At 43.4% G+C, this 25,486-nt stretch carries 31 protein-coding genes; 21 read left to right on the forward strand and 10 right to left on the reverse strand.

The window, feature by feature from the left end; genetic code table 11:
* The first annotated feature begins 109 nt into the window (after window positions 1–109).
* Window positions 110–1,225 carry a 4-hydroxybutyrate dehydrogenase gene (locus LRQ06_RS16665; protein ID WP_232768171.1) on the forward strand — a complete coding sequence of 372 codons (1,116 nt, stop codon included), beginning with the start codon at window positions 110–112 and terminating at the stop codon, window positions 1,223–1,225.
* Window positions 1,226–1,371: 146 nt separating this feature from the next.
* Window positions 1,372–1,782, forward strand: coding sequence for a nuclear transport factor 2 family protein (locus tag LRQ06_RS16670; protein ID WP_232768172.1), 411 nt, complete (start codon window positions 1,372–1,374; stop codon window positions 1,780–1,782).
* Window positions 1,783–1,843: 61 nt separating this feature from the next.
* On the opposite strand, the gene LRQ06_RS16675 is transcribed toward LRQ06_RS16670, so the two are convergent.
* A complete protein-coding gene (locus LRQ06_RS16675; protein WP_232768173.1) occupies window positions 1,844–2,479 on the reverse strand; it encodes a TIGR04219 family outer membrane beta-barrel protein in 636 nt (211 codons plus the stop codon).
* Between the two features lie 194 nt (window positions 2,480–2,673).
* On the opposite strand from LRQ06_RS16675, the gene LRQ06_RS21255 reads away from it, so the two are divergent.
* The gene (locus tag LRQ06_RS21255) at window positions 2,674–2,826 is read left to right on the forward strand and encodes an SH3 domain-containing protein (RefSeq protein ID WP_373054859.1); all 153 of its coding nucleotides are present in this window, start codon (window positions 2,674–2,676) and stop codon (window positions 2,824–2,826) included.
* Window positions 2,827–2,900: 74 nt separating this feature from the next.
* Here LRQ06_RS21255 and LRQ06_RS16680 read toward each other — a convergent pair whose 3' ends face one another.
* The gene (locus LRQ06_RS16680) at window positions 2,901–3,140 is read right to left on the reverse strand and encodes an RNA recognition motif domain-containing protein (RefSeq protein ID WP_232768174.1); all 240 of its coding nucleotides are present in this window, start codon (window positions 3,138–3,140) and stop codon (window positions 2,901–2,903) included.
* Between the two features lie 176 nt (window positions 3,141–3,316).
* Here LRQ06_RS16680 and LRQ06_RS16685 point away from each other — a divergent pair, with 176 nt between their 5' ends.
* From LRQ06_RS16685 to LRQ06_RS16700, 4 genes are all read left to right on the forward strand, one after another.
* On the forward strand, window positions 3,317–4,360 hold the full coding sequence (locus tag LRQ06_RS16685) for an FAD-binding oxidoreductase (RefSeq protein WP_232768175.1): 1,044 nt from the start codon (window positions 3,317–3,319) through the stop codon (window positions 4,358–4,360).
* A gap of 266 nt (window positions 4,361–4,626) precedes the next feature.
* A complete protein-coding gene (locus LRQ06_RS16690; protein WP_232768176.1) occupies window positions 4,627–5,061 on the forward strand; it encodes a NifB/NifX family molybdenum-iron cluster-binding protein in 435 nt (144 codons plus the stop codon).
* Window positions 5,061–5,393 carry a hypothetical protein gene (locus LRQ06_RS16695; RefSeq protein WP_232768177.1) on the forward strand — a complete coding sequence of 111 codons (333 nt, stop codon included), beginning with the start codon at window positions 5,061–5,063 and terminating at the stop codon, window positions 5,391–5,393. The genes LRQ06_RS16690 and LRQ06_RS16695 overlap by 1 nt, the downstream gene beginning before the upstream one ends.
* Window positions 5,394–5,469: 76 nt before the next feature.
* Complete coding sequence (locus LRQ06_RS16700) at window positions 5,470–6,420, forward strand: damage-control phosphatase ARMT1 family protein (RefSeq protein ID WP_232768178.1); 951 nt, start codon at window positions 5,470–5,472, stop codon at window positions 6,418–6,420.
* Window positions 6,421–6,618: 198 nt separating this feature from the next.
* Here the strand turns inward: LRQ06_RS16700 and LRQ06_RS16705 are convergent, their stop codons facing one another.
* Window positions 6,619–7,434, reverse strand: a complete 816-nt coding sequence (locus tag LRQ06_RS16705; RefSeq protein WP_232768179.1) for an MIP/aquaporin family protein — start codon at window positions 7,432–7,434, stop codon at window positions 6,619–6,621.
* A gap of 373 nt (window positions 7,435–7,807) precedes the next feature.
* Between LRQ06_RS16705 and LRQ06_RS16710 the strand changes: the two genes are divergently transcribed.
* From LRQ06_RS16710 to LRQ06_RS16775, 14 genes are all read left to right on the forward strand, one after another.
* Entirely contained in the window at window positions 7,808–8,926 is a 1,119-nt protein-coding gene (locus tag LRQ06_RS16710) for a 1-propanol dehydrogenase PduQ (protein WP_232768180.1), read from the forward strand.
* Between the two features lie 118 nt (window positions 8,927–9,044).
* On the forward strand, window positions 9,045–9,737 hold the full coding sequence (gene pduL, locus LRQ06_RS16715; RefSeq protein ID WP_232768181.1) for a phosphate propanoyltransferase: 693 nt from the start codon (window positions 9,045–9,047) through the stop codon (window positions 9,735–9,737).
* Complete coding sequence (eutJ, locus tag LRQ06_RS16720) at window positions 9,724–10,539, forward strand: ethanolamine utilization protein EutJ (RefSeq protein WP_232768182.1); 816 nt, start codon at window positions 9,724–9,726, stop codon at window positions 10,537–10,539. Before pduL ends, eutJ begins: the two co-directional genes overlap by 14 nt.
* A 9-nt stretch (window positions 10,540–10,548) precedes the next feature.
* The gene (locus LRQ06_RS16725; RefSeq protein WP_232768183.1) at window positions 10,549–11,247 is read left to right on the forward strand and encodes a hypothetical protein; all 699 of its coding nucleotides are present in this window, start codon (window positions 10,549–10,551) and stop codon (window positions 11,245–11,247) included.
* A gap of 8 nt (window positions 11,248–11,255) precedes the next feature.
* Entirely contained in the window at window positions 11,256–11,528 is a 273-nt protein-coding gene (locus LRQ06_RS16730) for a EutN/CcmL family microcompartment protein (RefSeq protein ID WP_232768184.1), read from the forward strand.
* 28 nt (window positions 11,529–11,556) lie between these two features.
* Complete coding sequence (locus LRQ06_RS16735) at window positions 11,557–12,045, forward strand: GlcG/HbpS family heme-binding protein (protein ID WP_308218841.1); 489 nt, start codon at window positions 11,557–11,559, stop codon at window positions 12,043–12,045.
* 21 nt (window positions 12,046–12,066) lie between these two features.
* On the forward strand, window positions 12,067–13,305 hold the full coding sequence (tdcD, locus tag LRQ06_RS16740; protein ID WP_232768185.1) for a propionate kinase: 1,239 nt from the start codon (window positions 12,067–12,069) through the stop codon (window positions 13,303–13,305).
* A gap of 289 nt (window positions 13,306–13,594) precedes the next feature.
* Window positions 13,595–13,876 (forward strand): propanediol utilization system shell hexameric protein GrpH, encoded by a 282-nt coding sequence (grpH, locus tag LRQ06_RS16745; RefSeq protein WP_232768186.1) that lies wholly within the window; start codon window positions 13,595–13,597, stop codon window positions 13,874–13,876.
* A 15-nt stretch (window positions 13,877–13,891) separates the two neighbouring features.
* Window positions 13,892–14,677, forward strand: a complete 786-nt coding sequence (gene pduB / locus LRQ06_RS16750) for a propanediol utilization microcompartment protein PduB (protein ID WP_232768187.1) — start codon at window positions 13,892–13,894, stop codon at window positions 14,675–14,677.
* Between the two features lie 51 nt (window positions 14,678–14,728).
* A complete protein-coding gene (locus tag LRQ06_RS16755) occupies window positions 14,729–16,246 on the forward strand; it encodes an aldehyde dehydrogenase family protein (protein ID WP_232768188.1) in 1,518 nt (505 codons plus the stop codon).
* 25 nt (window positions 16,247–16,271) lie between these two features.
* Entirely contained in the window at window positions 16,272–16,571 is a 300-nt protein-coding gene (locus LRQ06_RS16760; protein ID WP_232768189.1) for a BMC domain-containing protein, read from the forward strand.
* Between the two features lie 10 nt (window positions 16,572–16,581).
* Window positions 16,582–17,190 (forward strand): DJ-1/PfpI family protein, encoded by a 609-nt coding sequence (locus tag LRQ06_RS16765; RefSeq protein ID WP_232768190.1) that lies wholly within the window; start codon window positions 16,582–16,584, stop codon window positions 17,188–17,190.
* Between the two features lie 47 nt (window positions 17,191–17,237).
* On the forward strand, window positions 17,238–19,784 hold the full coding sequence (gene grpM / locus LRQ06_RS16770) for a glycyl radical protein (protein WP_232768191.1): 2,547 nt from the start codon (window positions 17,238–17,240) through the stop codon (window positions 19,782–19,784).
* A 69-nt stretch (window positions 19,785–19,853) separates the two neighbouring features.
* On the forward strand, window positions 19,854–20,774 hold the full coding sequence (locus LRQ06_RS16775) for a glycyl-radical enzyme activating protein (RefSeq protein WP_232768192.1): 921 nt from the start codon (window positions 19,854–19,856) through the stop codon (window positions 20,772–20,774).
* A 78-nt stretch (window positions 20,775–20,852) separates the two neighbouring features.
* On the opposite strand, the gene LRQ06_RS16780 is transcribed toward LRQ06_RS16775, so the two are convergent.
* The 7 genes from LRQ06_RS16780 to LRQ06_RS16810 form a co-directional block, all read right to left on the reverse strand.
* Window positions 20,853–21,005 (reverse strand): hypothetical protein, encoded by a 153-nt coding sequence (locus LRQ06_RS16780; protein WP_232768193.1) that lies wholly within the window; start codon window positions 21,003–21,005, stop codon window positions 20,853–20,855.
* Between the two features lie 13 nt (window positions 21,006–21,018).
* Window positions 21,019–21,303 carry a type II toxin-antitoxin system RelE family toxin gene (locus LRQ06_RS16785; protein WP_232768194.1) on the reverse strand — a complete coding sequence of 95 codons (285 nt, stop codon included), beginning with the start codon at window positions 21,301–21,303 and terminating at the stop codon, window positions 21,019–21,021.
* A complete protein-coding gene (locus LRQ06_RS16790; protein ID WP_232768195.1) occupies window positions 21,293–21,547 on the reverse strand; it encodes a type II toxin-antitoxin system Phd/YefM family antitoxin in 255 nt (84 codons plus the stop codon). The genes LRQ06_RS16785 and LRQ06_RS16790 overlap by 11 nt, the downstream gene beginning before the upstream one ends.
* An 85-nt stretch (window positions 21,548–21,632) precedes the next feature.
* Window positions 21,633–22,328: a site-specific integrase gene (locus tag LRQ06_RS16795; protein ID WP_308218846.1), complete on the reverse strand. Its 696-nt coding sequence runs from the start codon at window positions 22,326–22,328 to the stop codon at window positions 21,633–21,635.
* A 217-nt stretch (window positions 22,329–22,545) separates the two neighbouring features.
* Complete coding sequence (locus LRQ06_RS21260) at window positions 22,546–23,061, reverse strand: BMC domain-containing protein (protein ID WP_373054840.1); 516 nt, start codon at window positions 23,059–23,061, stop codon at window positions 22,546–22,548.
* A gap of 18 nt (window positions 23,062–23,079) precedes the next feature.
* A complete protein-coding gene (gene metK, locus LRQ06_RS16805; RefSeq protein ID WP_232768197.1) occupies window positions 23,080–24,258 on the reverse strand; it encodes a methionine adenosyltransferase in 1,179 nt (392 codons plus the stop codon).
* Between the two features lie 142 nt (window positions 24,259–24,400).
* Window positions 24,401–25,456: a response regulator transcription factor gene (locus tag LRQ06_RS16810; protein ID WP_232768198.1), complete on the reverse strand. Its 1,056-nt coding sequence runs from the start codon at window positions 25,454–25,456 to the stop codon at window positions 24,401–24,403.
* Window positions 25,457–25,486: the final 30 nt, after the last annotated feature.

Raw genomic sequence — 25,486 nt, forward strand, 5'->3', positions numbered from 1 at the left:
GTCATTGAAGGCAGAAGGTGCGCTATAAACAAATAGGATCTGATAGAAAAATTATTTCGTTAAATATATCTATTAGCGAAAAATGAAATTATCAAAGTAAAGGGAAATTATGAAATTAATAAAAATCCAACCTACCATCCATAAATTTGAGAAATTCTCTGAATTTTCATCGGAGTTCAAACTTAGCGAAAAAGACGTTATCGTTGTTAACGATTCCATTTTTAATAAGTTTATAAAAGAATTAAATCTGAATAGTATTTTTATTTCACCTAAAAAATACGGTACTGGTGAACCTTCTGATGAGATTATCGATAATGTGATAAAAGAAGCGGCCCAATATCAATATGACCGCGTCGTTGCGATCGGTGGTGGTGCGGTTATGGATATCGCAAAATTTCTGGTTCTTGACGGCTTAAATGACTGTCTTGATGTGTTCGAAAGTAAAGTTGAATTTAATAAGACCAGAGAGTTTGTCGCCATACCGACAACCTGTGGTACCGGAAGTGAAGTGACGGCGATTTCAGTGGCTGAAATCAAATCCAAAAACACAAAAATGGGGACGGCAATTCCCGAATTTTTACCGGATCATGCGGTTTTAATTCCTGAACTTCTGAAAGATATGCCATATAAGGTGTTTGCTTTTAGTACCCTGGATGCTTTAGTTCATGCTTCTGAATCCTTTGTTTCTCCTAACTCAAATCCCTATACAGAATTATTTGCAGAAAAAGCCATAGAGCTGATTCTGAAAGGCTACCTGGTCTTAAGAGAAAAAGGGAAAGAATATTATTCTGACATTATCGAAGACTTTCTGATTGGCAGTAACTATGCCGGTATTGCTTTCGGAAATACCGGTGTCGGAGCGGTTCATGCTCTGGCCTATCCGCTTGGGGCTAATTATCACGTGGCGCACGGTGAGTGTAATTATGAGTTTTTCACTCCTGTCTTTAAAAAATATAATGACAAGGCGCCAGAAGGCAAAATTAAAGTGTTTAATTGTCTTGTGGCTTCTATTCTTGGTATCGATGAAAAAGACGTATACGCAGAACTGGATGAACTGTTTAATTTTATATGGGAAAAACAGAAACTGAATGCGTTTGGTATGACAGAAAACGACATTGTTGAATTTGCTGATAGTGTTGCTGATAAACAGCAACGGTTGTTGGCAAATAATTATGTACCATTGCCTACTAAAGAACTTGCTGACGTATACAGAGAAACATTCTGATTATATTTTATAAAGTATTGTTTAACGTAAAAGCCTGAATATATATTCGGGCTTTTTTAGCAGATATGAACTTATATTACTATTCTTATTGTCGTCTTATACTATAGTTTTTATATTTCCTTCTAACATTCGGCGGTGAAATATTAATGGAACAGTCTTCTACTACTCATTGGCGGCAGGCAATTGAGCGTAAAGATATCTCAATGCTTGAGGATATTCTGGCGGAAGATGTTGAAATGTATCCTCCGAATATTAATGAAGCATACCGGGGAAAAGAAGCCGTTTTAACGTATTTGTCCGGCGCGTTTAAAATTTTTTTTAATCAATCGTTTCGTTATACCAGCGTTCTTGACGATTCAAATCACGCTGTGCTTGAATTTTGCCTGGTGACGTTTGGGGAAAATATTGAAGGAGCAGAAATCATAAGGTGGAACCAGAACCATAAGATAAAACAGATAAAACTGTTGCTGCGACCTTTAAATTCTGTCAGTAAAGTTCATCAGTCAGTTGCAGCAAAACATAAGGCACAGATGAAATCTGCAAAAGCGGGAAAATAATCTGTAAGTGGAATCAATTCAGAATTCATTCCACTGTAGTTTTAAGATTTCTCTGCAATGGTCAAAAGTCCACATTCACACCGGCATAATAACCGGAAGTTTCGGTATCCAGGGTGGTTGTCAGGTTATCAAAACTTTTAAGATTGAATGTCTGAATCCGGTAGCCTATCTGCAACTCTACATCAAAAAGTCCCATACCGATTTCATACTGAAGGCCGGCGGATGCATCTAACATATCGTAATCCGAATAGGAGATACCGGAACCTTTACCAAAAATAAACAACGGTGTGCCAGGAATGCCAATTTCCGTTGCCGCATAGAGGTATGGAACGTAACCTTCGAATGTCTGATTATTCAGTTCACCTTTCGACAAATAGGTTAGCCCGGCCCCAATATCCAGAGAGACCAGATCATTATCCAAAAGTTCGTAGTACAGGGTCAAATCTTGTTTTGTGTATTTGAAGTTGTTGGCGTCAGCAGAAGAGTGCGCATATTTGATGTTTGGAATGAGTGGGATAGGATGTTCGATAGAGGCTTCTAACGTGTAATTGACATCATCCCCGCTACCCTGATCGTTGAACTCATAGTCCTGATTCCAGGCATTGACTTCGATATCTGCGCCTAGAAGCATGTCAGCATTTGCTGAGAAAACCGGAAGCGCCAGTAACAGGGATAATAGTTTGTTTTTCATAATCATATTTATATTCCAAAACAGTCTGAAGACACGCTCCTGTGGCATTTCTGGCCAATAGGGATAGGTCGACATTCGTTGTTTATGTTAGACCTTATATCGGCAGAGTGGCGATTTACTTTAATGATATTTGACTAATGGCTTCACATCGTTCTGCTCAGGCGAAAGGTATGTATATTGTAAAAGCCAATTAGTTAAATATCAGAAATGAGCCAGGTCATCATGGAAAAGTACATGGCAGATTTCATGGCGGACAAACTGTGCAAGTGTTTGCGATTATTGATGGTTGGGCAAAAGTCTTATTTAACGGTCATTATCAGTGGGTAAGTGCTGAATATCTGCAGCCGCGCTAAGGAGGACTGTAGTATCGTTGTTTTCCGCTTAAGATGCCTGTTTATCTGGGCAGGCATCAACGGGTAAGCCGGAATCAGTGCTGGGCTTTTTTCACTCTGATTTTACTTTTATCCACTTTCGTCAGATTCAGAGCTTCAATGGCGGCTTTGGCCTCGTCTTCATTTTGCATTTCGACAAATGCAAACCCTTTCGATAATCCCGTTTCCTGATCGAGTACCAGATTACAGGCTGACACTGAGCCATAGGATGAAAATAAAGCGCGGATTTCGTGTTCTGCTGTGCTGCGCGCAAGATTTCGAACTAATAATTTCATGATAAATCGTCTTAGTAAAAAATAACGCGGAGATTGTCTCAGTTAAATTGGATGAAACCAAGGAAAGAATGACCATGTCAGATAAAAAGTTATTTGAACAACGGATAAAATCCGGCATTTCAGTTTATCTGAGTATATGATATTAGCCAGATTGTTAGAGTTATAAAGGAGTTATCATGTCGGAACCCATGAAGGCATCATTAAATAAAGAGGCAGGAGTTCAACAGACAGGTTTAATCTTGACCTGTATTGAACGACAGGATATTGCCCGGGATTTTGTGACATTCTGGTTTACCAGTCACCCATCCGTGGTGAACTATCTACCGGGTCAGTTTGTTGCTATTGATTTTTCTGTCAATGATAAAGTCGAGACTCGTTATTATACCTTATCTTCGTCTCCTTCCCGTCCGGATAAACTTGGCGTGTCTGTCAAACGGGTTGATCGGGGACTGATTTCTAACTGGATGTTAGAGAACATTAAAGTTGGTGATGAACTTAAAGCACGGATACCTGAAGGTTCATTTTACTTAGAGCACACAGATAAGCCTTTGCTCTTTTTGTCCGCCGGTTCCGGAATCACTCCCATGTTATCGATGATTCGTTATCTTGCTGATAAAAAGCAATTGGATGATGTCATCTTTTATCATCAGTGCCGGACAGAAGCGGATATCCCCTGCCGGGATGAATTAACGTCACTCAGCAATCAGTATTCCGGTTTAAAGATTCTCTGGTCTTTGACGCAGCCTCAGAGTAGTTGGTATGGGATTAAAGGCCGTTTATCGCTTTCCCACATTAAGCAGATTGAAAATGTTACACAGCGGGATGTTTTTGTTTGTGGGCCGGAAGGATTTATGCAAAAAGCTAAAGCGCTACTACTGAAGAAAGGACTACCGGAAGATCGTTATCATGAAGAGAATTTTTCTGTTTCTGTGACGAATCAGGATACTGACAAGAGTATAGAGCTTAGTATCAATGGGGTAACGTTTACCGGTAATAATAAAGAGACGTTGTTAGAGCAGGCAGAAGCTCATGGCGTTGATGTCGTAAATAGTTGCCGTGCCGGGTTTTGTGGCGCGTGTTGTATGGATGTGGTTTCCGGAGAGTTTGTTCAGGCTGAGGTTCCGGCGTTATCGGCACTCCGGAAAGATTATCCGGATGACAATCTGGTTCTTGCCTGTTGCTGCGTTCCTGCCACTGATATGAAAGTCGAAAATAAATAAACCCTTTTTGTGACCCTGTCATGTATAAGTCAGTATTTTTCCAATGCATGGAATACATATTATGGGTTGTCGTATATTGCATGTACGCAACCATAATGGTTGCAATCGTTGCGTGGTTGCAACCATTTCAGGTTTTTACTTTTCCATCTTTATTCTCTTCTATAATAAAATATCTTTATTTTTCAGATAGATGATAAATATAAATTGCTTATGCTATATTTGGCCTGAATGTTGCTATATGAAAAATAACAACAGCGGAGTCCTAAATGAAAGCAGCATTTACTATTTGGAATGATCGTATTTCACCGGTATTCGACGTGGCAGGGCAGCTTCTTGTCATTGAAACAAACGAGCAGCGGGAAATCATTGGTCGGCAGACATTCAAACTGTCGGGTGAATCTGCCTATGAAAAATTAATGTTTATTTCTGACTTAGGTGTGGATGAGCTGGTGTGTGGAGCGGTTAGCCGCCCTGTATTTCATGCAATAAAAATGAATGAAATCGCTGTTTACTCATTTCGTGCCGGACATATCGATGATCTTGTCAGGGCGTGGCAGAAAAACCAGGTTGAACAAGTGAATTTTTCAATGCCTGGTTGTGGCCGGAGAGGAAATGGTAACCGACGGGGGCGGGGGTATCGTTGTCGATGTAATGAACGCTGTAATAGTGCGTTATCAACAAATAAAGAGGGGAAACTCTAATGCCTGGAAGAAACAAAATGGGTTCTCAGCAACGGGGACAAGGTCAGGGACAACGCAAAGGTATGGGTAAGGGATTAAAACAGGGCAGACAGGCCCGGGGACATGATCAAGCATGTGATGGCTCCGGACATATGCGTAGAAACGGGCAGACAAAAGGCGGCAGATGTGGTCAGGGGATTGGCGTTATTCAGAGTAATGGAGGGACAGGAACTTATGATTTCAGTCAGGGAGAAATGCCCCCCCAGGAGGCCATGGGTCGCTGCCGGTGTCGTCAGAGAAACAGAATGATCGTTCAAGAAACCATCAGTCAGAATATCGGGGCCGATGAGTAATTCGGTTCTGAATGTGTTAGGCCACGTTTGGAAATGTGGCCTTTAATCTGTGTGTTGAAGAATGTAGGACATACCTGTGGCAGAAAGGTTATGTCAGTCCGCGCATAAGTTTGGTTTCGGAGTAATGATGAGAAGTAGTTTAGAATGCATTCCGTGTTTTGTACGTCAGGCTCTGGAAGCAGGGCAGCAGGTTTGTGATGACGAGTTGTTACTTGAAAAAGTGATGAAGCGGATTTTGTGTGAAATATCCGGATTTGATTTGTCATTATCTCCCCCGGAGATGGGACAGAAAATTCACCGGATATTGCGAGAAGAGATGAATGTCTTGGACCCTTACCGGCAGGTTAAAGAAAACGCGTCAATGGTTGCTTTGTCTATGGTGGATAATATCCGGCAACTAATCGATGAGCAGACGATGCCATTTGATGCCGCTGTCCGGTTTTCCATCGCTGGCAATATTCTCGATTTTGGTCTGATATCGGCCTGGGATGACAGTAAAATTATGGATTCATTCCAGAATGCGCTGGAGAAGCCAGTTGATTCAAAAATGATTCAGCAGCTAAAGAATGCTGTTCATAAAGCAGAAAATGTCTTGTTTTTAGCGGACAATGTTGGTGAAACGGTTTTTGATAAATTACTGATTGAACAGTTACCTGACCATCTTGATGTGACTTATGGTGTGAAAGCCTCTCCGGTGATTAATGATGCCACGGAGGTGGATGCTGTTGTTGCCGGAATTGATAAGATTGCCCGGGTTATCAATAACGGTACGGATGCTCCGGGGACACCTCTTGAACAGTGTTCTGGGCGGTTTAAACAATGTTTTCGTTCTGCTGATCTCATTATTGCAAAAGGGCAGGCTAACTTTGAAACGCTAAATGAAGTTGGTCGTGAAATCTATTTCCTGACTCAGATTAAATGCCCACAGATAGCCAGATATTATGAATATGAAGTTGGAGAATGGGTTGTAACCACGACGTCGGAGCTTAGGAATATCCAAGTCGTAGAATCCGGGTCAGAGCGATAAAATAAAAGAATTTATCCAACAGAATATTGGTGGTGTTACCGTATTCCCTGCTAATTGTTCAGGAAGCGGTTTTCTGATAAGAAAATATAAGCTAAAATTGCCATATTTATAGCAGGGATAATATTTATTGGTAAATATTATCCCTGTGTTTTTTAGATAAAGAAAATAGTAAGTTATATCTTAAAATAATTAATCTTTTTATTGGTTTTCAATATTTTCAACAAGTTCATCTGATTCAGATGGAATATTTTTGGCAATTAATGAACGGTATCCGGCACCTCCTATACATGCGCCGATCAGAGGAGCAATGATAGGCACAAATAAATAGGGAATTTCTCTTCCACCAGTCATTGCTATATTTCCCCAGCCAGCCAAAAAAGTAAACAAACGAGGCCCGAAGTCCCTGGCGGGATTCATAGCGAAACCGGTAAGAGGAGCGGTTGCTGCACCAATAACCGCCACTAAGATACCGATAAGTAAGGGAGCCAGTGCGCCTTTGGGAACCCCATTTCCATCGTCAGTCAGTGCCAAAATTAACGACATTAATGTGGCTGTGATAATGATTTCAACGGCTGCCGCATGAAAAACAGTAATTGAAGGATGTGGGTAAGTACAAAAGATACTGGATAGGAACAGGCTTTCCTCAGAACCTCTTACCATGTGATGGGCTGTTTCGTAATCGATGAATAGATTCTGATAAATAAAATAGCAGATAGCCGCGCCGAAAAAGGCACCACCAGTCTGGGCTATACTGTAGGGTAAAACTTTTTTGCGGTCAAAATTGGCAAATAACCATAATCCGACTGTTACCGCCGGATTTAAATGAGCACCGGAAACACCGGCCGTTAAATAGACCGCTAACGCAATTCCCAATCCCCACACAATACAAATTTCCCATAGTCCGAAATTGGCACCGGCAACTTTTACGGCGCACAGACAACAAGCTCCGAAAAAAATGAATAGTCCTGTCCCAAAAAATTCTGCAATACACTGACCTTTTAGTGAATTATTCATAGTAACACCTTAGATGGATGATTAATCTGAAATAACTTTATCTCTGTTATTAATATTTATGGCTGATATCTGAAAAAAGTAATTTTCTGACATAGTATAGTGATGAAGGTGAATAAAATTTTGTCATGTTAGTAGTATTTATTTGTCTCAACATTATTGTGTGGGTAAATAATATAAAATTAATTTTTTAGCTTCATTTTCCCGACTTTTATGTGCTCTGTAATTTTTTGTCATTCTTTGTTTATTTCCACAATATTTTCCCTCGGCCGGGCAAGTTATCCTATCCCACCTTTATGTCTCTGATGCTATGTTAAAGAGTGAATTGAAACCGGAATTTTTATCAGTAGGAAAATAGATTAAGGTAGTTAGTACAATGGCAAATATGTTTTTCTCTATTCCAGATGTTTATTCTGGAAATAATGCCATCATGTCACTAAGGCGCTTTAGTTCAAAAAGAGTCGCGATTGTGACAGACGCTTTTATGGTTTCGTCAGGAAAAGTTCAGGACCTGATTGATGTCATGCCGGAGGCATCAGTAAGTATTTTCAGTGATGTTAAGCCTGATCCCGGTGTGGATGTGTTAAAAGACGGAGCTATTCGGTTTAAGGCATTTAAACCGGAAGTCATTATTGCTTTGGGAGGTGGTTCCTCACAGGATGCAGCTAAAGGTATTAAAGTGACACTGGAAGAGCACTATGGTGACCATTGTATTGAGTTGGTATCCGTTCCCACGACAAGTGGCTCGGGTTCGGAAGTGACATCATACGCTGTCATTTCGGATACCGAAAATGGACAAAAGTATCCTTTAGTGTCCCCGGATCTTTTACCGGATAGCGCGATCTTAGATCCACAACTGGTTCTTAGTGTTCCCCGTCAGATTTCGGCGGATACGGGAATGGATGTCTTGACGCATGCCATTGAAGCATTGGTTTCAACCGGAGCAAACGATTTTAGCAATGCTCTGGCAGAAAAGGCAATTACTCTGACCATTTGCTATTTACCGAAAATTTTTGTTGATGAAAAGGATATTTCTGCCCGGGAGCATATGCACAATGCCTCCTGTATGGCCGGTATGGCTTTTAACTCTGCGGGATTAGGTCTGGTACATGGGATGGCTCATGCTATTGGAGGAATGTTACACATCCCTCATGGGAAAATTAACGCGATGCTTTTGCCTGTTGTGATTGAGTTTAACAGTGAAACGAATGATCCGGACATACTGGCTTGTTACAACGTATGCGCCAGAATGATGAGTATCTCCGAGTCATCAGAGGCCCGGGGGATACAAAAACTGACTGATAAAATCCGCAGTTTAAACCAACAGTTTGGCATTCCGTCAACATTAACTGAATTAGGTAAAAGCCGTGATGAGCTGGAATCAGTACGTGCTCTGATTATTGAGTCCGCTCTGAGTGATGGTTGCACGGAAACCAACCCAAGAAAACCGACAGTATCGGATGTCAACCGGCTATTTTCCCGGATTGTCGGGTGATCTGGAAAAGATTGTCTTGTGCTGAACAGGTGGTAAAAAAAGTCCTGCGTAATGGCAAAAAGCCATGTCGAAAAGCACTTATTCTAATTTTATCAATGGTAATTCAGGTGTGCTCATTATGAATGAAACTCAGGAACAGGCAGTATTTATTACACAGCAAATTATGCAGGAATTATTTTCTGATAAAGGGCGCGCTCTTGTGTATTCAGAAAGTAACAGACTGGCTGTTCCGATTGGTATTTCTAACCGGCATGTTCATTTAAGCCGGGAAGATATGGATGTATTGTTCGGTTGCGGCGCATCACTTACCCGTTTTAAAGCTGTAAAGCAGCCCGGCCAGTTTGCCGCTGAGGAGGTGGTGACAATCCGGGGATCTAAAGGAGAAATTGCACATGTCCGGGTTTTAGGTCCGCTTCGTACTCAAACGCAAATTGAAATTTCCGTAGCGGACAGCTTTAAGCTCGGAGTTAAAGCGCCACTGCGCATGTCCGGTGATTTAGAGGGGTCGTCCGGTGTTGATATCATTGGTCCCCGTGGGCAGGTTACAAAAAATGAAGGAACGATCATTGCGTGGCGGCATATTCATATCTCCCCGAGAGATGCTGAATTATATGGTTTGTCGGATGGAATGGAAATTGACATGGCAAACGATGGAAACCGCGGTGGTATATTTCGTCATGTTGTTGTCCGGGTCAGCTCTGATGCGGTAGCAGAGATGCACATCGATGTTGAGGAAGCGAATGGTCTGGGGGTAAAAAACGGTGATTTTATGTATCGCTGTATAACGGATGATGCTTATGAGCAGAACTAAAAATCAACGTCTTCATGAACTGGCGGAGCTGGTACGAACCGGGGAATGTCACCGTAGGCATATGCCGTATAAAGTTGGTGTCGATCTGGGGACTGCGAATATCGCACTGGTTGTTGTTGATCGTAATAACCGGCCTGTTACCGGTATTACTTATCCGTCAACGGTTGTTAAAGACGGTGTTGTCGTGGATTACCTGACAGCAAGCCGGGTGGTATCGGAACTGAAAGGCAAGCTGGAAAAGCGTTTGGGATGTGTTTTGGAACGAGCTGCTACAGCGATCCCTCCCGGTATCTCAGCCGGAGATACCAAGGTAATCGTTAATGTTGTTGAATCTGCCGGATTTACAGTGACCAATGTGGTTGATGAGCCGGTAGCGGCTGCCACCGCATTGAATATTAGCGAAGGGGCGGTGGTTGATGTCGGTGGTGGTACAACCGGAATGAGCATTCTGCATAACGGAAAAGTGGTTTTCAGTGCGGATGAACCGACTGGGGGATCACATATGACGTTGGTTTTGTCCGGAGCCACAGGGCTTTCGTATGAAGAAGCCGAAGAAATGAAAAAAACATTTGAAAATGAAGAACAGGTGTTTCCGGTTATTCTTCCTGTCGTTGAAAAAATGGCCAGTCTGGTTTCTGCGTGGTTAGTGAATCGTTCTGCTGAAAGATTGTGGCTGGTTGGCGGGGCAAGCAGTTTTAAAGAATTTGCGGGTGTGTTCAGCCAGATTACAGGTATCCCGTCGACGGTGGCTCCGGAACCTTTATTAGTCACACCGTTAGGCATTGCAATTAATGCAAAATAAGGGGGGATGATGGGGCAGGAATCTTTGTCTGACTGTCTGGACCGGATTATCAGGGATATTCTGGATAATAAGCCCTCCCGGCCAAAACTGATGAGAGTGATATTAACCGGAAATGATACGCGGAGTTTAGTTAGTACACTGAATTGCTTAGAAGCACTGTATCACGCCGGTTATGGTCTGGCGGTCACATTTTCTTATACTGCCAGTCATTCAGTGACTAAAGCCGTATGTCTGCGTTGGAAAGAAGCAAAACAGATTGGTGTTTCTTTTGATACTGTCAGCCCGGATGATGACAATTCAGAATATTACGGGGTCTTTTTCCCGGCGTTGTCGACGAACAGTATGGCGAAGATGGCTTTGTGTTTGAGTGATAACCTTGCCTGTGAGTGGCTTTTCCATGCTTTGCACCGGAACCGGTCTGTCGTAGCGACATTGAATGCTGATTGCAATCAGTTATCCGCTTCCGCCTGTTCTATGGCACTGCGAAAACAGCTTAATCAGTATATACAGACACTGGAACATTATGGGGTGGTTTTTTCAGGAATGCATGAGAGCAATCTGAATACAGCGTCCCGGGTCATTTCGGTAAAGGATGTCCGTCTGCATCCTAAAGATGAACCGTTTTTGATTGATAGGGACGTATTAATTACTCCAGCGGCAAAAGATGAACTTTATTATCGGAATATCGCTGTTCGAAAAATCAACTAGGAGGCGTTATGTATCTGGCAAAAGTGACTGGTGCCATTGTATCAACAACAAAGCATGCTTCACTTATCGGGACCAAACTTCTGATTGTTGCTCGTCTCGATGAGCATAATCAGGTAATGGGAAACCCACAGATTGCCGTTGATTGTGTCGGCGCCGGTAACGGTGAAATCGTTGTGGTGTCTACCGGTAGCTCTGCCCGGCAGTCCAGAGATGCGGAAGATTCTGTTGTTGATGCTGCCATTGTTGGAATTGTTGATTCCTTAGAAGTGAATGGAAGGTAGCCGGTACTGAGTTAAGCGGGAGTCTAAAGTGAACAATCTGGAACAATGCATTGAGCGAGCTATCGCACATTATTCTTCATCTGGCTCATTTTCACTCAGTTTAAATGATGCCATTGTCATCGGACGAATTGCAGCCGATAAAGCCAATGAAATGGGAGTACCGATTGTTTTCAGTCTGGTCGATGCGTCGGGAAATCAGCGTTACTTTTATAGTATGGATGATGCGCTTCTGGTGAGCCGGAAGCTGGCATTTCAGAAAGCCTGGACAGCAGCAGCGCTTAAAATGGCTACACATGAACTGGCACCTCTTGTTCAGCCGGGAAGCAGTCTTTACGGGTTGCAGAATACCGCTGATATCTGTTGTTTTGGTGGGGGATTGCCCTGCTGGTCCCACGGGCGGTTATTAGGTGCCATCGGTATCAGTGGCGGAACGGTTGAACAGGATATGGCGATTGCCTGTGACACGTTGTTTTGCTTTAGTCAGTCTTATTATCTGGTTACATCTTCACGGTTATAATCGATTGGAATCGAGGTCATCATGTTATCTGAATCACGGGTTTTAGTAATCAACTGTGGATCTTCTTCCCTGAAATTTTCTGTCCTGCCGTTAGGGGAGGATATGCCTTTACTTTCCGGGCTGGCTGAAAGGCTTGGGTTAGACAATGCAAGTATTTCCTTCAAAAATGAATCAGGAGAAAAAAGAACGGCTCCGCTTGATGAAGCAACTCATGAATGTGCACTTGAAACGTTATTTTCGGAAATGTCATCCCTTTGTCTAATGGACTCGCTATGTGCTATCGGACACCGTGTTGCTCATGGTGGCAGTGAGTTCAGACATTCAGTTTTGATTACCTCTGAAGTCATCGGGAAAATCCGTCATTTATCTGAGTTAGCGCCTTTGCATAATCCGGCCAATCTGGTTGGTATTGAAACTGCCATGTCATTACTACCGGATTTGCCCCACATTGCGGTGTTTGATACGGCATTTCATCAGACGATGCCCCCCGAGGCTTACACTTATGCAATACCGCTGGAATACCGGGATGACTACCAAATCCGGCGCTATGGTTTTCATGGTACTTCCCATCGTTATATCGCTATGGAGACAGTGAAAGAGCTGGGCCTCGACCCGGACAATCATGGCATTCTGGTTGCTCACCTTGGGAATGGCTCATCCGTTTGTGCGGTTAAAAACGGCAAAAGTGTTGATACTTCTATGGGGATGACGCCACTGGAAGGTCTGGTAATGGGAACCCGCTGTGGTGATATCGACTTTGGTGCAGCAGCGTATCTTGCCAAATGTACAAATCAGTCAATTGAATCAATTTATCAGGTGATGAACAGTCAATCCGGTTTGCTCGGGCTGTCCGGGATATCAAGTGACTGCCGGACATTACAGGAAGCCAGGCAACAGGGAGATGACAGGGCTACTCTGGCTATTGATGTCATGGTTCACCGTCTGGCCCGGCACCTGGGCGGTCATTTAGCGTCTCTGACTCATCTTGATGCTTTAGTGTTTACCGGAGGCATTGGTGAAAATTCCGCTTTGATCCGGGAGTTGGTCATCGACAACCTTGCGGTGTTTAATCTGAAAATTGATAAAGAAAAAAATCAGTCGGTGGCCGGTGGCAAAAGAGGGGTTATCTCTGAACCTGATTCACCGGTAATACTGGTTCTGCCAACGAATGAAGAGAAAATGATCGCTGGCGATGCGGCTGAAATCGCAGAAACAGTGTCCAGATTGCCTCATTCGTATGAGCATCACATTATCGCCTGATTTCTAGCCGAAAATTCTAGTTGAAAGCACGCATGTCTGCACCTTTAGGATAACGTTTCAGTTATCCTTTTTTTGTTGTCTGTGCTGGTGGGTGTTTTGTGATATGGAATGTAAGTACCTGTAATTTATTGCCGGGCCGGGTGTTTACTAAACAAAAGATTCCTCATTACGGGCAAAACATTTTTTCCGGAACCTCATATTATGAAGATGTTTAATTGAAACGCATAAGGGTTTATCTGTTGATGGTGTCCTTTATGTTTTATTTGTCATCTAATATTCCGAGGTTGATATGCAACAAGAAGCGTTAGGTATGGTTGAAACAAAAGGATTGGTTTCAGCAATTGAAGCCGCTGATACCATGGTTAAGTCTGCCAATGTGACTCTGGTTGGTTATGAAAAAATCGGGTCAGGATTAGTTACAGTGATGGTACGGGGTGATGTCGGTGCAGTCAAAGCTGCGACGGATGCCGGCTCATCTGCAGCAACGAAAGTTGGAGAACTTGTTTCTGTTCATGTTATTCCACGTCCACATGTTGAGGTGGAAAAAATTCTTCCAAAAACTATCGAGTAACAGAGGGTAGTGACTATGAAAGATAATCTTGTTGAGCAGATTATATCTGAAGTTATGAATAAGCAGGAAGGCCCGGATTGCTCTGGTCATGCTGCTGTTAATTGTCCTGGATGCGGACTAACGGAATTTGTCGGAACCGCTCTTGGCAATACTATCGGTTTGGTGATTGCAAGTGTTGATCATCAGTTACATGAAGTCATGAATATCGATACCAAATATCGTTCTATCGGTATCCTCGGTGCCCGTACCGGTGCCGGCCCTCATATTTTTGCTGCGGATGAGGCTGTGAAAGCAACCAACAGTGAAATCGTTGCCATCGAGCTGGCTCGTGATACAGAAGGTGGTGGTGGTCATGGTTGTCTGGTTGTGTTTGGTGCTGATGATGTATCCGATGTCCGGCGTGCAGTAGAGGTTGCCCTGTCTGAAATTGAGAGAACCATGGGTGATGTTTACGGGACACCAGCGGGTCATCTGGAATTTCAGTATACCGCCCGGGCCAGTTTCGCACTGAATAAAGCATTTGGCGCACCCATTGGGAAATCTTTTGGAATGACTTGTGCCTGTCCTGCTGCGATTGGTGTCGTGATTGCTGATACTGCAGCGAAAGCCGCAGTTATTGAACCGATTGGGTATTCCAGTCCGGCTAAAGGTACCTGCTTCAGTAACGAAGTGATTTTTACCTTTGCTGGTGATTCCGGTGCGGTTCGTCAGGCTGTCGTTGCTGCCCGTGAGGCTGGCATAAGCCTGCTGGCGACATTGGATCCGACGCCGATAAAATCTACGACAACGCCATATATTTAACAAAAGAAAGTGTCGCATAAATTCAGTGAAGTGTTGTAAGGAATTTGTAGCATGAACGATATTGAAATTACTCAGGCAGTAGAAAATGTCCTGAGTAAATATACAAAGGCGACAACAAGTGAAGTGATTCAGCCCGCTATGTCAGGAGCTGGTGACCATCTGGATAATATTGTCGCCAGAGTCTTGGCAGAAAGAGCGGTGACTTCTCTGGTTACTGAGCAGGCAATGGCCGGAGTCTGTACACCGGATTCTGCCGGTGCTTTTGCTTCTATGGATGAGGCAATTTCCGCCGCTGTGCAGGCTCAGATCCAGTATCGCCATTGTTCTATGCAGGATCGGGATACCTTCATTCAGGGCCTGAGGGAGTTGTTTACCCGGCAGGATGTTCTGGAAAATATATCCCGTATGACTGTTGAAGAAACGGGTATGGGGAATTATGAGGATAAACTGGTAAAAAACCGGGTAGCGGCAACAAAAACACCAGGGACAGAGGATTTAACCACAAGCGCATTAAGTGGGGATAATGGGTTGTCTTTGATGGAGTTTTCCGCTTTTGGTGTTATCGGTTCCATCACTCCGACAACCAACCCAACAGAAACAATCATTAATAATAGTATCGGAATGCTGGCAGCAGGGAATACCGTTGTCTTCAGTCCGCATCCCCGTTCACGTAATGTGTCTCTGTACGCTGTGGATCTGATCAACAAAAAGCTAGCGGAACTGGGAGCTCCGGCCAATTTGGTTGTAACGGTAACTCAGCCATCCATTGATAACACCAAGGCGATGATGAACGACCCCCGGATCAATATGCTGGTTGCAACCGGAGGCCCATCGATTGTCAGAACGGTGATGTCTACGGGTAAAAAAGCCATTGGAGCCGGTGCCGGAAATCCACCTGCAGTTGTTGATGAAACGGCAAATATTGAAAAAGCAGCCCGCGATATTATCAATGGGTGCGCTTTCGATAACAATCTTCCCTGTATAGCGGAAAAAGAGGTGATTGTCGTCAATGAGGTTGCTGACTATCTGATTCACTGCATGAAAAAAAGTGGGGCTTATCTGTTGTGTGATCCTCAGTTGATACAGAAATTGCAATCACTGGTGATCAATGACAAAGGGACCGGACCCGCTACCGCGTTTGTCGGCAAAGATGCCCGTTATCTTCTGGAGCAGATAGGTATTCGTGCACCAGCTGAGATAAAAGTGATTTTGATTGAAGCGGAAAGGACTCATCCTTTTGTGATTCATGAACTGATGATGCCCATTCTTCCTGTTGTCAGGGTTGATAATGTTGATGAAGCCATCGACCTGGCGGTTAAAGTGGAACATGGTAACCGGCATACCGCCATGATGCACTCTATGAATGTTGAAAAATTAACGAAAATGGCCCGCCAGATTCAGACAACAATTTTCGTAAAAAACGGACCGTCTTATGCCGGTATTGGCGTTGGAGGGGAAGGTCATACCACCTTTACGATAGCCGGGCCGACCGGTGAAGGGCTGACTTCCGCCCGTTCATTTGCCAGAAGCCGTCGTTGTGTGATGGTAGAAGCATTGAACGTTCGTTAATAAAAGTAATACAGGCAACATCGATATGAAAATTCGCATTATTAATGCTCCCGGACCGGACGTTCTCGTGATGCTTAAACGTCGGGTTCCTTCTGACTTACGTAAGCGACTGGACCGGATCCGGGTAGATGCCGTCGGACTTATCATGTTGCCTATTCCCGAATTGTACTTTTTTGCTGATCAAGCCAGTAAAAGTGCTGATGTCGTGGTGTCAGAAATTTGTGGGACCTGTCCGCAACACGTGACGACACTGGCTATTTTCGGGGAAGTTTCGGCTGTAAATGAAGCGATAAGAATAATTGAAGAGGACTCAGCTGGTTTCTGAGAACTGACATATGAAAAAAATCCTATTACTCGTTGGTGACTTTTCAGAAGATTATGAAGTCATGGTGCCGTATCAGGCTTTAAGTATGTTGGGTTTTAGAGTTGATGTGGTCTGTCCGGGGAAAAGTCGTGGTGAGTTTATTAAGACCGCCATCCACGATTTTGAGGGCGATCAGACGTACACCGAGAAACCGGGGCACTTATTTCGTTTGAACGCTTCATTCAGCAACATTCGGTTAGAGGAATATTGCGGTTTGTATCTTTCCGGAGGCCGCTCATCTGAGTATTTACGTCTTGATAGGGCGGTTCTGCACATCGTGCATTACGCAACGAATTTTTCAATACCGGTGGCAGCAGTTTGTCATGGAATACAAATATTGGCGGCGGCAGGTGTTTTGAAGGGGAAAAAGCTGACAGCTTACCCGTCAGTTAGACCTGAAGTAGAACTTGCCGGGGGAAACTGGGTCACGACTTCTGATGACCAGTCGGTAGTGGACGGTAATCTGGTTACCGCTCCTACCTGGATGGCTCACCCGGCACTGTTACGAGATTTTATCAATTTAATTGGTATTCGTTTTATTCATCAGGGATCCGGCACTGCCGCAAGGTTAACTCACTAAGGTTTGATCTCAGGATCGTACCTATAAATTATTTCTGGAGTAATTCTATGTTAGAGAAAGGTTTTTCTAATCCAACCGATCGTGTTGTAAGACTCAAAACAATGATTCTGCAGGCAAAACCTTATGTAGAATCCGAGCGTGCCGTTTTAGCAACCGCCGGGTATAAAGAAAATGAACGGTTGCCTGCCATTATGAGACGGGCCAAAGTCATCGAAAAGATATTTAATGAGTTGCCGGTTACCATCCGGGAAGGAGAACTGGTTGTTGGGGCGGTGACTATTAATCCCCGTTCGACAGAAATATGCCCGGAATTTTCCTATGACTGGGTTGAAAAAGAGTTTGATACGATGGAACACCGTATGGCGGATCCATTTATTATTGAGAAGAAAACTGCACAGGAACTGCATGACGCGTTTCAGTACTGGCCTGGTAAAACAACGAGTGAGCTGGCCGCATCGTATATGTCTCAGGCGACTCACGATAGTATGAATAATGGTGTATTCACGGTTGGAAATTACTTCTTTGGCGGTGTCGGTCACGTTAGTGTTGATTATGGAAAAGTTCTGAAAATTGGTTTCCGTGGTGTTATCGATGAAGTCACCACTGCGTTGAAAAATCTGGATAGAACTACACCTGATTACATTAAAAAAGAGCAGTTTTATCATGCGGTTATAATTAGTTACACCGCAGCTATTGTTTATGCTCACCGCTATTCTGCGGAAGCGGCCCGGCTTGCCAGTCAGGAGCGGGATCCTCAGCGTAAACAGGAACTGGAACAAATTGCACAAAACTGCCAGCGTGTACCTGAGTACGGCGCAACAACGTTCTGGGAAGCCTGTCAGACATTCTGGTTTATCCAGAGTATGCTGCAGATTGAATCCAGTGGTCATTCTATTTCTCCCGGACGTTTTGACCAATACATGTACCCATATCTGGAAGCGGATAAATCCATTTCAAAAGAGTTTGCTCAGGAATTGGTTGATTGTTGCTGGATTAAGCTGAATGACATCAATAAAACCCGTGATGAAATTTCAGCTCAGGCTTTTGCCGGTTATGCGGTCTTCCAGAACCTGTGTGTCGGCGGACAAAATGAAGATGGTCTGGACGCAACGAACCCATTAAGTTATATGTGCATGGAAGCGACAGCACATGTCCGTTTGCCTCAGCCATCGTTCTCTATTCGTGTCTGGCAGGGGACACCGGACGAATTTTTGTTCCGAGCATGCGAACTGGTTCGTTTAGGCTTGGGCGTTCCGGCTATGTATAACGATGAAGTCATTATACCGGCATTACAAAATCGTGGCGTTTCGCTCCGGGATGCTCGTGATTACTGCATTATTGGCTGTGTCGAACCTCAGGCGCCACACCGGACGGAAGGATGGCACGATGCCGCATTCTTTAATGTCGCGAAAGTACTTGAAATTACACTGAATAATGGCCGGGTTGGTGATAAACAACTGGGACCGGTTACCGGTGAAATGACTCAGTGGCACAGCATTGAAGATTTTTATACGGCGTTTGAGAAACAAATGGCTTATTTTGTTCATAATCTGGTCGAAGCTTGTAACAGTGTTGATATGGCTCATGCTGAACGTTGTCCGTTGCCTTTCCTTTCTGCCATGGTCGATGATTGTATCGGGCGGGGCAAATCGCTTCAGGACGGTGGAGCAATATACAATTTCACCGGTCCTCAGGCTTTTGGTGTCGCCGACAGTGGTGATTCTGTTTATGCCATGCAGAAACATGTTTTTGATGAAGGTAAAATTTCATTAAGTGAACTCAAAGGTGCACTGGATGCAAACTTTGGCCATACGATCGGTGATAAAGCCGTTGGTGGAAATGCCTCTCTCAGTGAGCAGGACATTTATAATGTTGTAAAACGGATCATTGACCAGAATGGTTCGTTGGATCCGGCGATGATTAAAAACGAAGTATATCAGCAGCTTAATTCTGTACCGGCTACTGTTGCAACCGGCAGCGGTAATCTTTCCCGGCATGAAGAAATTCGTCATATTCTGGAAAATACGCCATGCTTTGGTAACGACATCGATGATGTGGACTATGTTGCCCGTCGTTGTGCCCTTGTATACTGTAAAGAGGTGGAAAAATACACCAATACCCGTGGTGGACAGTTCCAGGCTGGTGTTTATCCGGTATCGGCGAATGTGTTGTTTGGTAAGGATGTTGCTGCCCTTCCGGACGGACGTTTGGCTAAAGAACCTTTAGCGGATGGTGTCTCACCCCGTCAGGGTAAAGATACGCAAGGCCCGACAGCCGCCGCCAACTCAGTAGCAAAACTGGATCATTTCATTGCGTCAAACGGTACGTTATACAACCAGAAATTCTTGCCATCGGCGTTAGCTGGTGAAACCGGATTACGTAATTTCAGTGGTTTGGTCAGAAGCTACTTTGATAAAAAAGGTATGCACGTTCAGTTCAATGTTATTGACCGGGAAACCTTAATTGATGCCCAGAAAAATCCTCAGCAACATCAGGATCTGGTGGTTAGGGTTGCGGGTTACAGTGCTCAGTTTATCGTGTTAGCGAAAGAGGTTCAGGACGATATTATCAGTCGTACCGAACAGCATTTCTAATTTGAGCCCCTGACAGGCCGTCTCTGTCAGACGGCCTGTTCTTCCTTTCACCAGTAAAAGAGCAGTGTTATGAATAACGACGTGAATTATAATGCAGAAGGTGTTCTTTTTAATATTCAGCGATATTCATTGCATGATGGGCCGGGAATCAGAACGATTCCGTTTTTTAAAGGTTGTCCTTTATCATGTAAATGGTGCAGTAATCCGGAATCCCACCAGCCACAACCAGAATTAATCTATAAAAAAACCGATTGTATTCACTGTGGTAAGTGTGTTTCGGCATGTAAACAACAGGCGCTTTCACCGAATAATCCATTTTTTATTGACCGGGAACGCTGTATTCAGTGTGGCGAATGCACTGATATTTGTCCGACGAACGCGTTGGAAATGAAAGGGAAACGCATGTCGGTTGAACAGGTGATTCTTGAATTAAACAAAGAAGAGAACTTATTCAGGCGTTCCGGAGGTGGTGTTACCTTGTCCGGGGGAGAACCGCTTGCTCAACCTGAATTTGCCAGAGAATTGCTCAAAGCATGCAAAGAAAAAGGCTGGCATACAGCAATAGAAACCACGGGATATACATCGAAAGAGATTATTGAAGATGTTTTTCCGTGGGTGGATCTGGCTCTGACTGATATCAAAGCAATAAATCCTTATATACATAAAGAAAATACCGGTGTGGATAACACGGTTATTTTAGAAAATCTGATTCGGATTTCATTTATAACCAAAGTGATTGTTCGTGTGCCGGTGATTCCCGGTGTGAACGACAACCCCGACGAAATCCGGGCGATTTGTGAATTTGCCAGGTTAATGTTAAATGTGGATACCATTCATTTATTGCCATACCACACCTATGGTGAGAACAAATACCAGTTATTAGGCCGTGAATACCCGATGGGGGACATGCCTGTAAATAGAGAAGACAAAATCGAATCGCTTAAACAGGTTGTCGAGTCTTTAGGTTTCCATTGCCATATTGGTGGCTGAATTTAGTTTATCTGGGTATTCGGAAAATAGTGAGTATTTAACGAAATACCATTAGAAAACCTAATACCCATTTTCCCCCTAATTCTCTACACTATCATTAAGGCGCTTTTCGAGTGCTTTAATTTGAGCTTCGAAACGCTCATTGATTTTACGTTGAGATTTAGTATATCTATCCATCAGGTAAGCTTGAATGAGCAGAAGCACGAACAAACCAATCACATATTCATTCACGAATTTTCCCTCTCTACACTCGCTTTGCAGCGATTTTATAAACCTGATTACGTTCACGCTTACCAACTGTCACAACTGAAATAACTACTTCCTGATCCCTTACTTGATAAACAAGCCGGTATCCTGCACTTCTCAGTTTTATTTTGTAGCAGTTCTGCATGCTGCTTAATTTTGCCGCTGGTACATGCGGATTTTCTAAACGTTCAATCAGCTTCTTCTTAAACTGAGATTTAATGGTGCTGTCCAACTTGCGCCATTCTTTCTCTGCCTCAACCTTGAAAACTAACTTATAAGTCATCGATGCTGATCTCTATTTCTTCTGAATGCTCACGCTCTTTAACTATCTGAGCAAGCTCAATATCTTCCAGTTTATCCATGAGCATTTCATAGGCATCCGCAGGGACGCAGTAAAATGCAGGTTGATTACGGTTCAGTACCGCAACAGGGAACCCGTCAGCTTGTTCTATGACTGCCATAGGGTTCTTTTTAAGTTCGCTGATGCTTGTTGAGTTATCAGCGAGAATTGGACGAATTGTTGCCATAACTAAATCCTTAATGACCATTTAACAGTGTTAATAATAAGTCTTTAATGGCTTTATGTCAATCAAAAAGACCTGTTAACCAGTCTTAAAATGCTAGTTTACTCGCTTTGATTAATTGGCTCTCATAAACATCTATATATTCAATCGACATAGACGGCTCTTTGTGTCCCAAAGCTCGTTGTATGGTTTCCAGTGGTACACCTGCGGCATTCATATTACTGGTATAACTACGTCTTCCAGAATGCGAAGAGGCACCACGAAAGCCATAACGCTGATAAATGTTTCTAAGGGATAATTCAAGAACATCACAAGCTAAGTAACCGACTCGCTCATTATTTTTGTTATAACGGGTTTTCCTTTTCATAGAAAAACTTCGTCCCCGATTATTCAGCAATACCTTACTTTTGGGGTTTAAACCCTGATACTCATTATCAAAGGTAATAGCCCACTTTTTACGTTTGCGACAATCTAACCATTCTTGGAGTATCAATTTTGTTTGCCGACTGAGCCATACAGTTCTTGAGCGTCTTCGCTTACATAAAGCAGCCCTTAAATGTAATTCTGTTTTTATCTCGCCAGTAGGTAGTAATAGATCGGATATGGTGATTTGAACCAGTTCACTAACCCGGAGTGTGGATAAAGACAAAACTAACGCAGCACGTTTAAGCTCTGGCTCTTGCATGAGTAAACATTTCTTTAGAACTTTCTTTATTTGGGAGGGTATAAGAGATCTTGCCTTTCGCATGTGTTTTACCTCGATAATTACCAGAAAAACACACATCACGGATTAGTGCCGTGTTGGACAGCATATCATAGACGGTCTGGGACTTTGAGGGAAAACGCGGATTGGATTTGTTGATACTCACTATTTTTCGAATGCCCTTTTATCTTTTGTCCCGGGCTAGGATTACATCCGTTTCAATCAAAAAAATCTACCGGCTCCACAGGAAGCCGGTGTTTTGACGGGGTTAGGAATATACCGACAGGAATCAGAGCGATTACTGATTGTCTTTGTCCGGAGCTGGCTTTGTATCTTTGTTTTCTTGCGCTTCGTTTGGTTTGGATGGCGCTTTGGCGTCGGCCGCCGGTTTTCGTCGTGATCTGGTCGCCGGTTTTCTAGCTGCCGTAGGTGTGCTTTTTTCTGTGATATCAACACTATCAATGACGTCTGTTTTCATGTCAGGTGCCGGAGAGGTTTCTATGACAGGCTGTTCGTTTTTTTCCGAATGAACGGTGTCTGATGAGTGGATGATGGTATCAATACCGTCCGCAGTTCGTGCAATCACTTTGTGAGCCCATACTTTGCCAACCTGATTCGCGGCGGCCACACCGGCGGAGACGGCGGCATTGATGGCACCGACTTCCCCTTCCAGTTTTACGACAATCAGGCCACTACCTTTAGTTATTTCGTAGCCTGCAAGATTGACGTTTGCGGATTTTACTGCTGCATCTGCTGCTTCAACTGCTGCTGTCAGTCCGATGGTTTCTATTAAGCCCAAACTTTGTCCAGACATAGTTTTTCTCCTGTTAGGTTACTGGCGTGTATTGGTTACATAATGGTTCATTCGTGCGTCTTCACGAAGTTCAGCTGCTTTATCGGTTCTTTCCCAGGGGAAGATATTACGACCAAAATGGCCGTAGCAGGCTGTTTGCCGGTAAATAGGCGCAAGTAAATCCAGCTGTTGGATGATGTTATACACGCTGAGATCAAAATGATGAGTGATTAATTGGTTTATACGCTGAAGCGAGATTTTTTCCGTACCATAAGTGTTAATGTTGATGGATACCGGGCGTGGATGACCGATAGCCCAGGCCAGTTGAATTTCACAGCGGGAGGCTAAACCGGCGGCAACCAGATTTTTAGCAATGTATCTGGCCGCGTAAGCGGCCGAACGGTCAACTTTGGATGGATCTTTCCCCGAAAACGCCCCTCCGCCATGACGGGCGGCTCCGCCGTAGGTATCGACAATGATTTTTCTTCCTGTCAGTCCACAATCGGCAACGGGACCACCGGTAACAAATTTTCCTGCCGGGTTAATCAAATAGTGTGTGTCGCCGGACAGCCACGTGGTTGGGATAACTGGTTTTATGATCTCTTCGATAACCGCTTCGCGGAGTTGTTCGGGAGGGACGGTTTCCCTGTGCTGGGTTGATATCACAATTGTTCCGGCGTGTTGTACCTGATGATCCCGGTAACATAGCGTTAATTGGCTTTTGGCATCCGGAAGCAAAAATGGTAAACAGCCTGTTTTGCGAACCAGTGCCTGCCGTTCCATTAACCGGTGCGCGTAAAAAATGGTGGCTGGCATGTATTCAGGGGTTTCATCACAGGCATAGCCAAATGTTATTCCCTGATCTCCGGCGCCCTGTTGTTCCGGTGTATTACCTTGTATGCCTTCAGAAATATTGTCAGATTGTTTTCCCAGCATGTTAATAATACCGCACGTATTGCCGTCAAATCCGGTATTTTGGCTGTTATAACCGATTTGTTTGATGGTGCTCCGGACAATGGATTCGGTATTGATTGTTACAGATGAATTAATTTCTCCGGCGATAATCACCATTCCGGATTTTAACAGGCATTCACAAGCGACTTTTGCCGATGCATCGCGCAGTAAAAATGCATCTAAAACCGCATCCGAAATTTGATCGGCTATTTTATCCGGGTGCCCTTCGGCAACGGATTCAGAACTAAAAAGGTAAGAGTCCACTGTACGTCGCTTAGGTTAATGGTTTCCTTAATCATAACTAAGGAAACCATCCGGAGACATAAACTATCTTGTTAGGCTGGTGGACTTTTTTGCCCTGTTTCACAGGAAGAGCACAAAAGGGGTTTGAGTTTTTTCCTAACGTTTAATTGAGAGGCTTATTTTTTATCTGGCGATAATCCGAGGGTGCCATGCCGGTTTCTTTTTTAAAGATGCGGCAAAAATAATTTGAGTCCTGCCATGAAAGCTCTAAAGCAATAGTATTTACTTTTAAATCGCTGTATTGGAGTAATGAGCGTGCGATAGCAATTTTTCTTTCGGTGACGTAATTAGAAAAACCAACGCCGGTATTTTTCTTGAATGCACGGCTCAAGTAACAGGAACTGACATACGATTTTTCTGCAATATCATCGAGAGTGATATTGGACATGATGTTCTTTTCTATATGGAATTTTGCCCGTTCGATAAAATCCATATTGCTTTGTTTAGATTTAAAAGTGAAATCAAAAATAGGACGGCTTATATTGAGTAGTGTTGTGACCAAACGGGAGTATATATCTTCATTGATACCGTAACGGTTAATTTCAAGAATTAACGGATTGATTTTGTGGTTGCTGATTTGAGTGAATTTCCCTTCCCACGTTGAGATATGATAATTAATAATTTCCAATATATCGACAATCTCACCAGAGATTTCCTCCCCTTTATTTTGTTGTTCACAGGCGCTGTCAATATGTGAAAAAAGAAATTGATGCCACCCGGTGTAATCACAGTTTTCGATGAGGGATATGGTTTCATTTTTTAGCGCTTTGGACGTAGCAATATCGTGGTCACTACAGCCAAGTGTTTTTTTGATCGTATCAGTAAGTGTATCTTTTTTAACTGGTTTCAGAAGGTAATCTTCTACGCGCAGATTGAACATGCTGTGAACGATATCGAAATCGTCATTCGCGGTTGTCACGACAACTTTGGTATCCTGATTTTTAGTTTTCAGATATTCAATGACTTCTTTACCGTTAGGCAGAGGAATATTGATATCAACTAACATCATGTCAATCTGTTGTAATTCATTAATTAACTGGATGGCTTTTTTCCCAGTTGATGCTTCGTAGAGTACAACGTTGTCTACACATTGCGAAATAATGCTGTGTAAGGACTCCAGCTCTATCGGTTCATCTTCTACAATGACGATATTGTACATAACTTTTCTCTGTGTATTGGATTAAATAAT

The organism is Vibrio salinus, from assembly GCF_021272385.1.
Classification (GTDB): Bacteria; Pseudomonadota; Gammaproteobacteria; order Enterobacterales; family Vibrionaceae; genus Vibrio; species Vibrio salinus.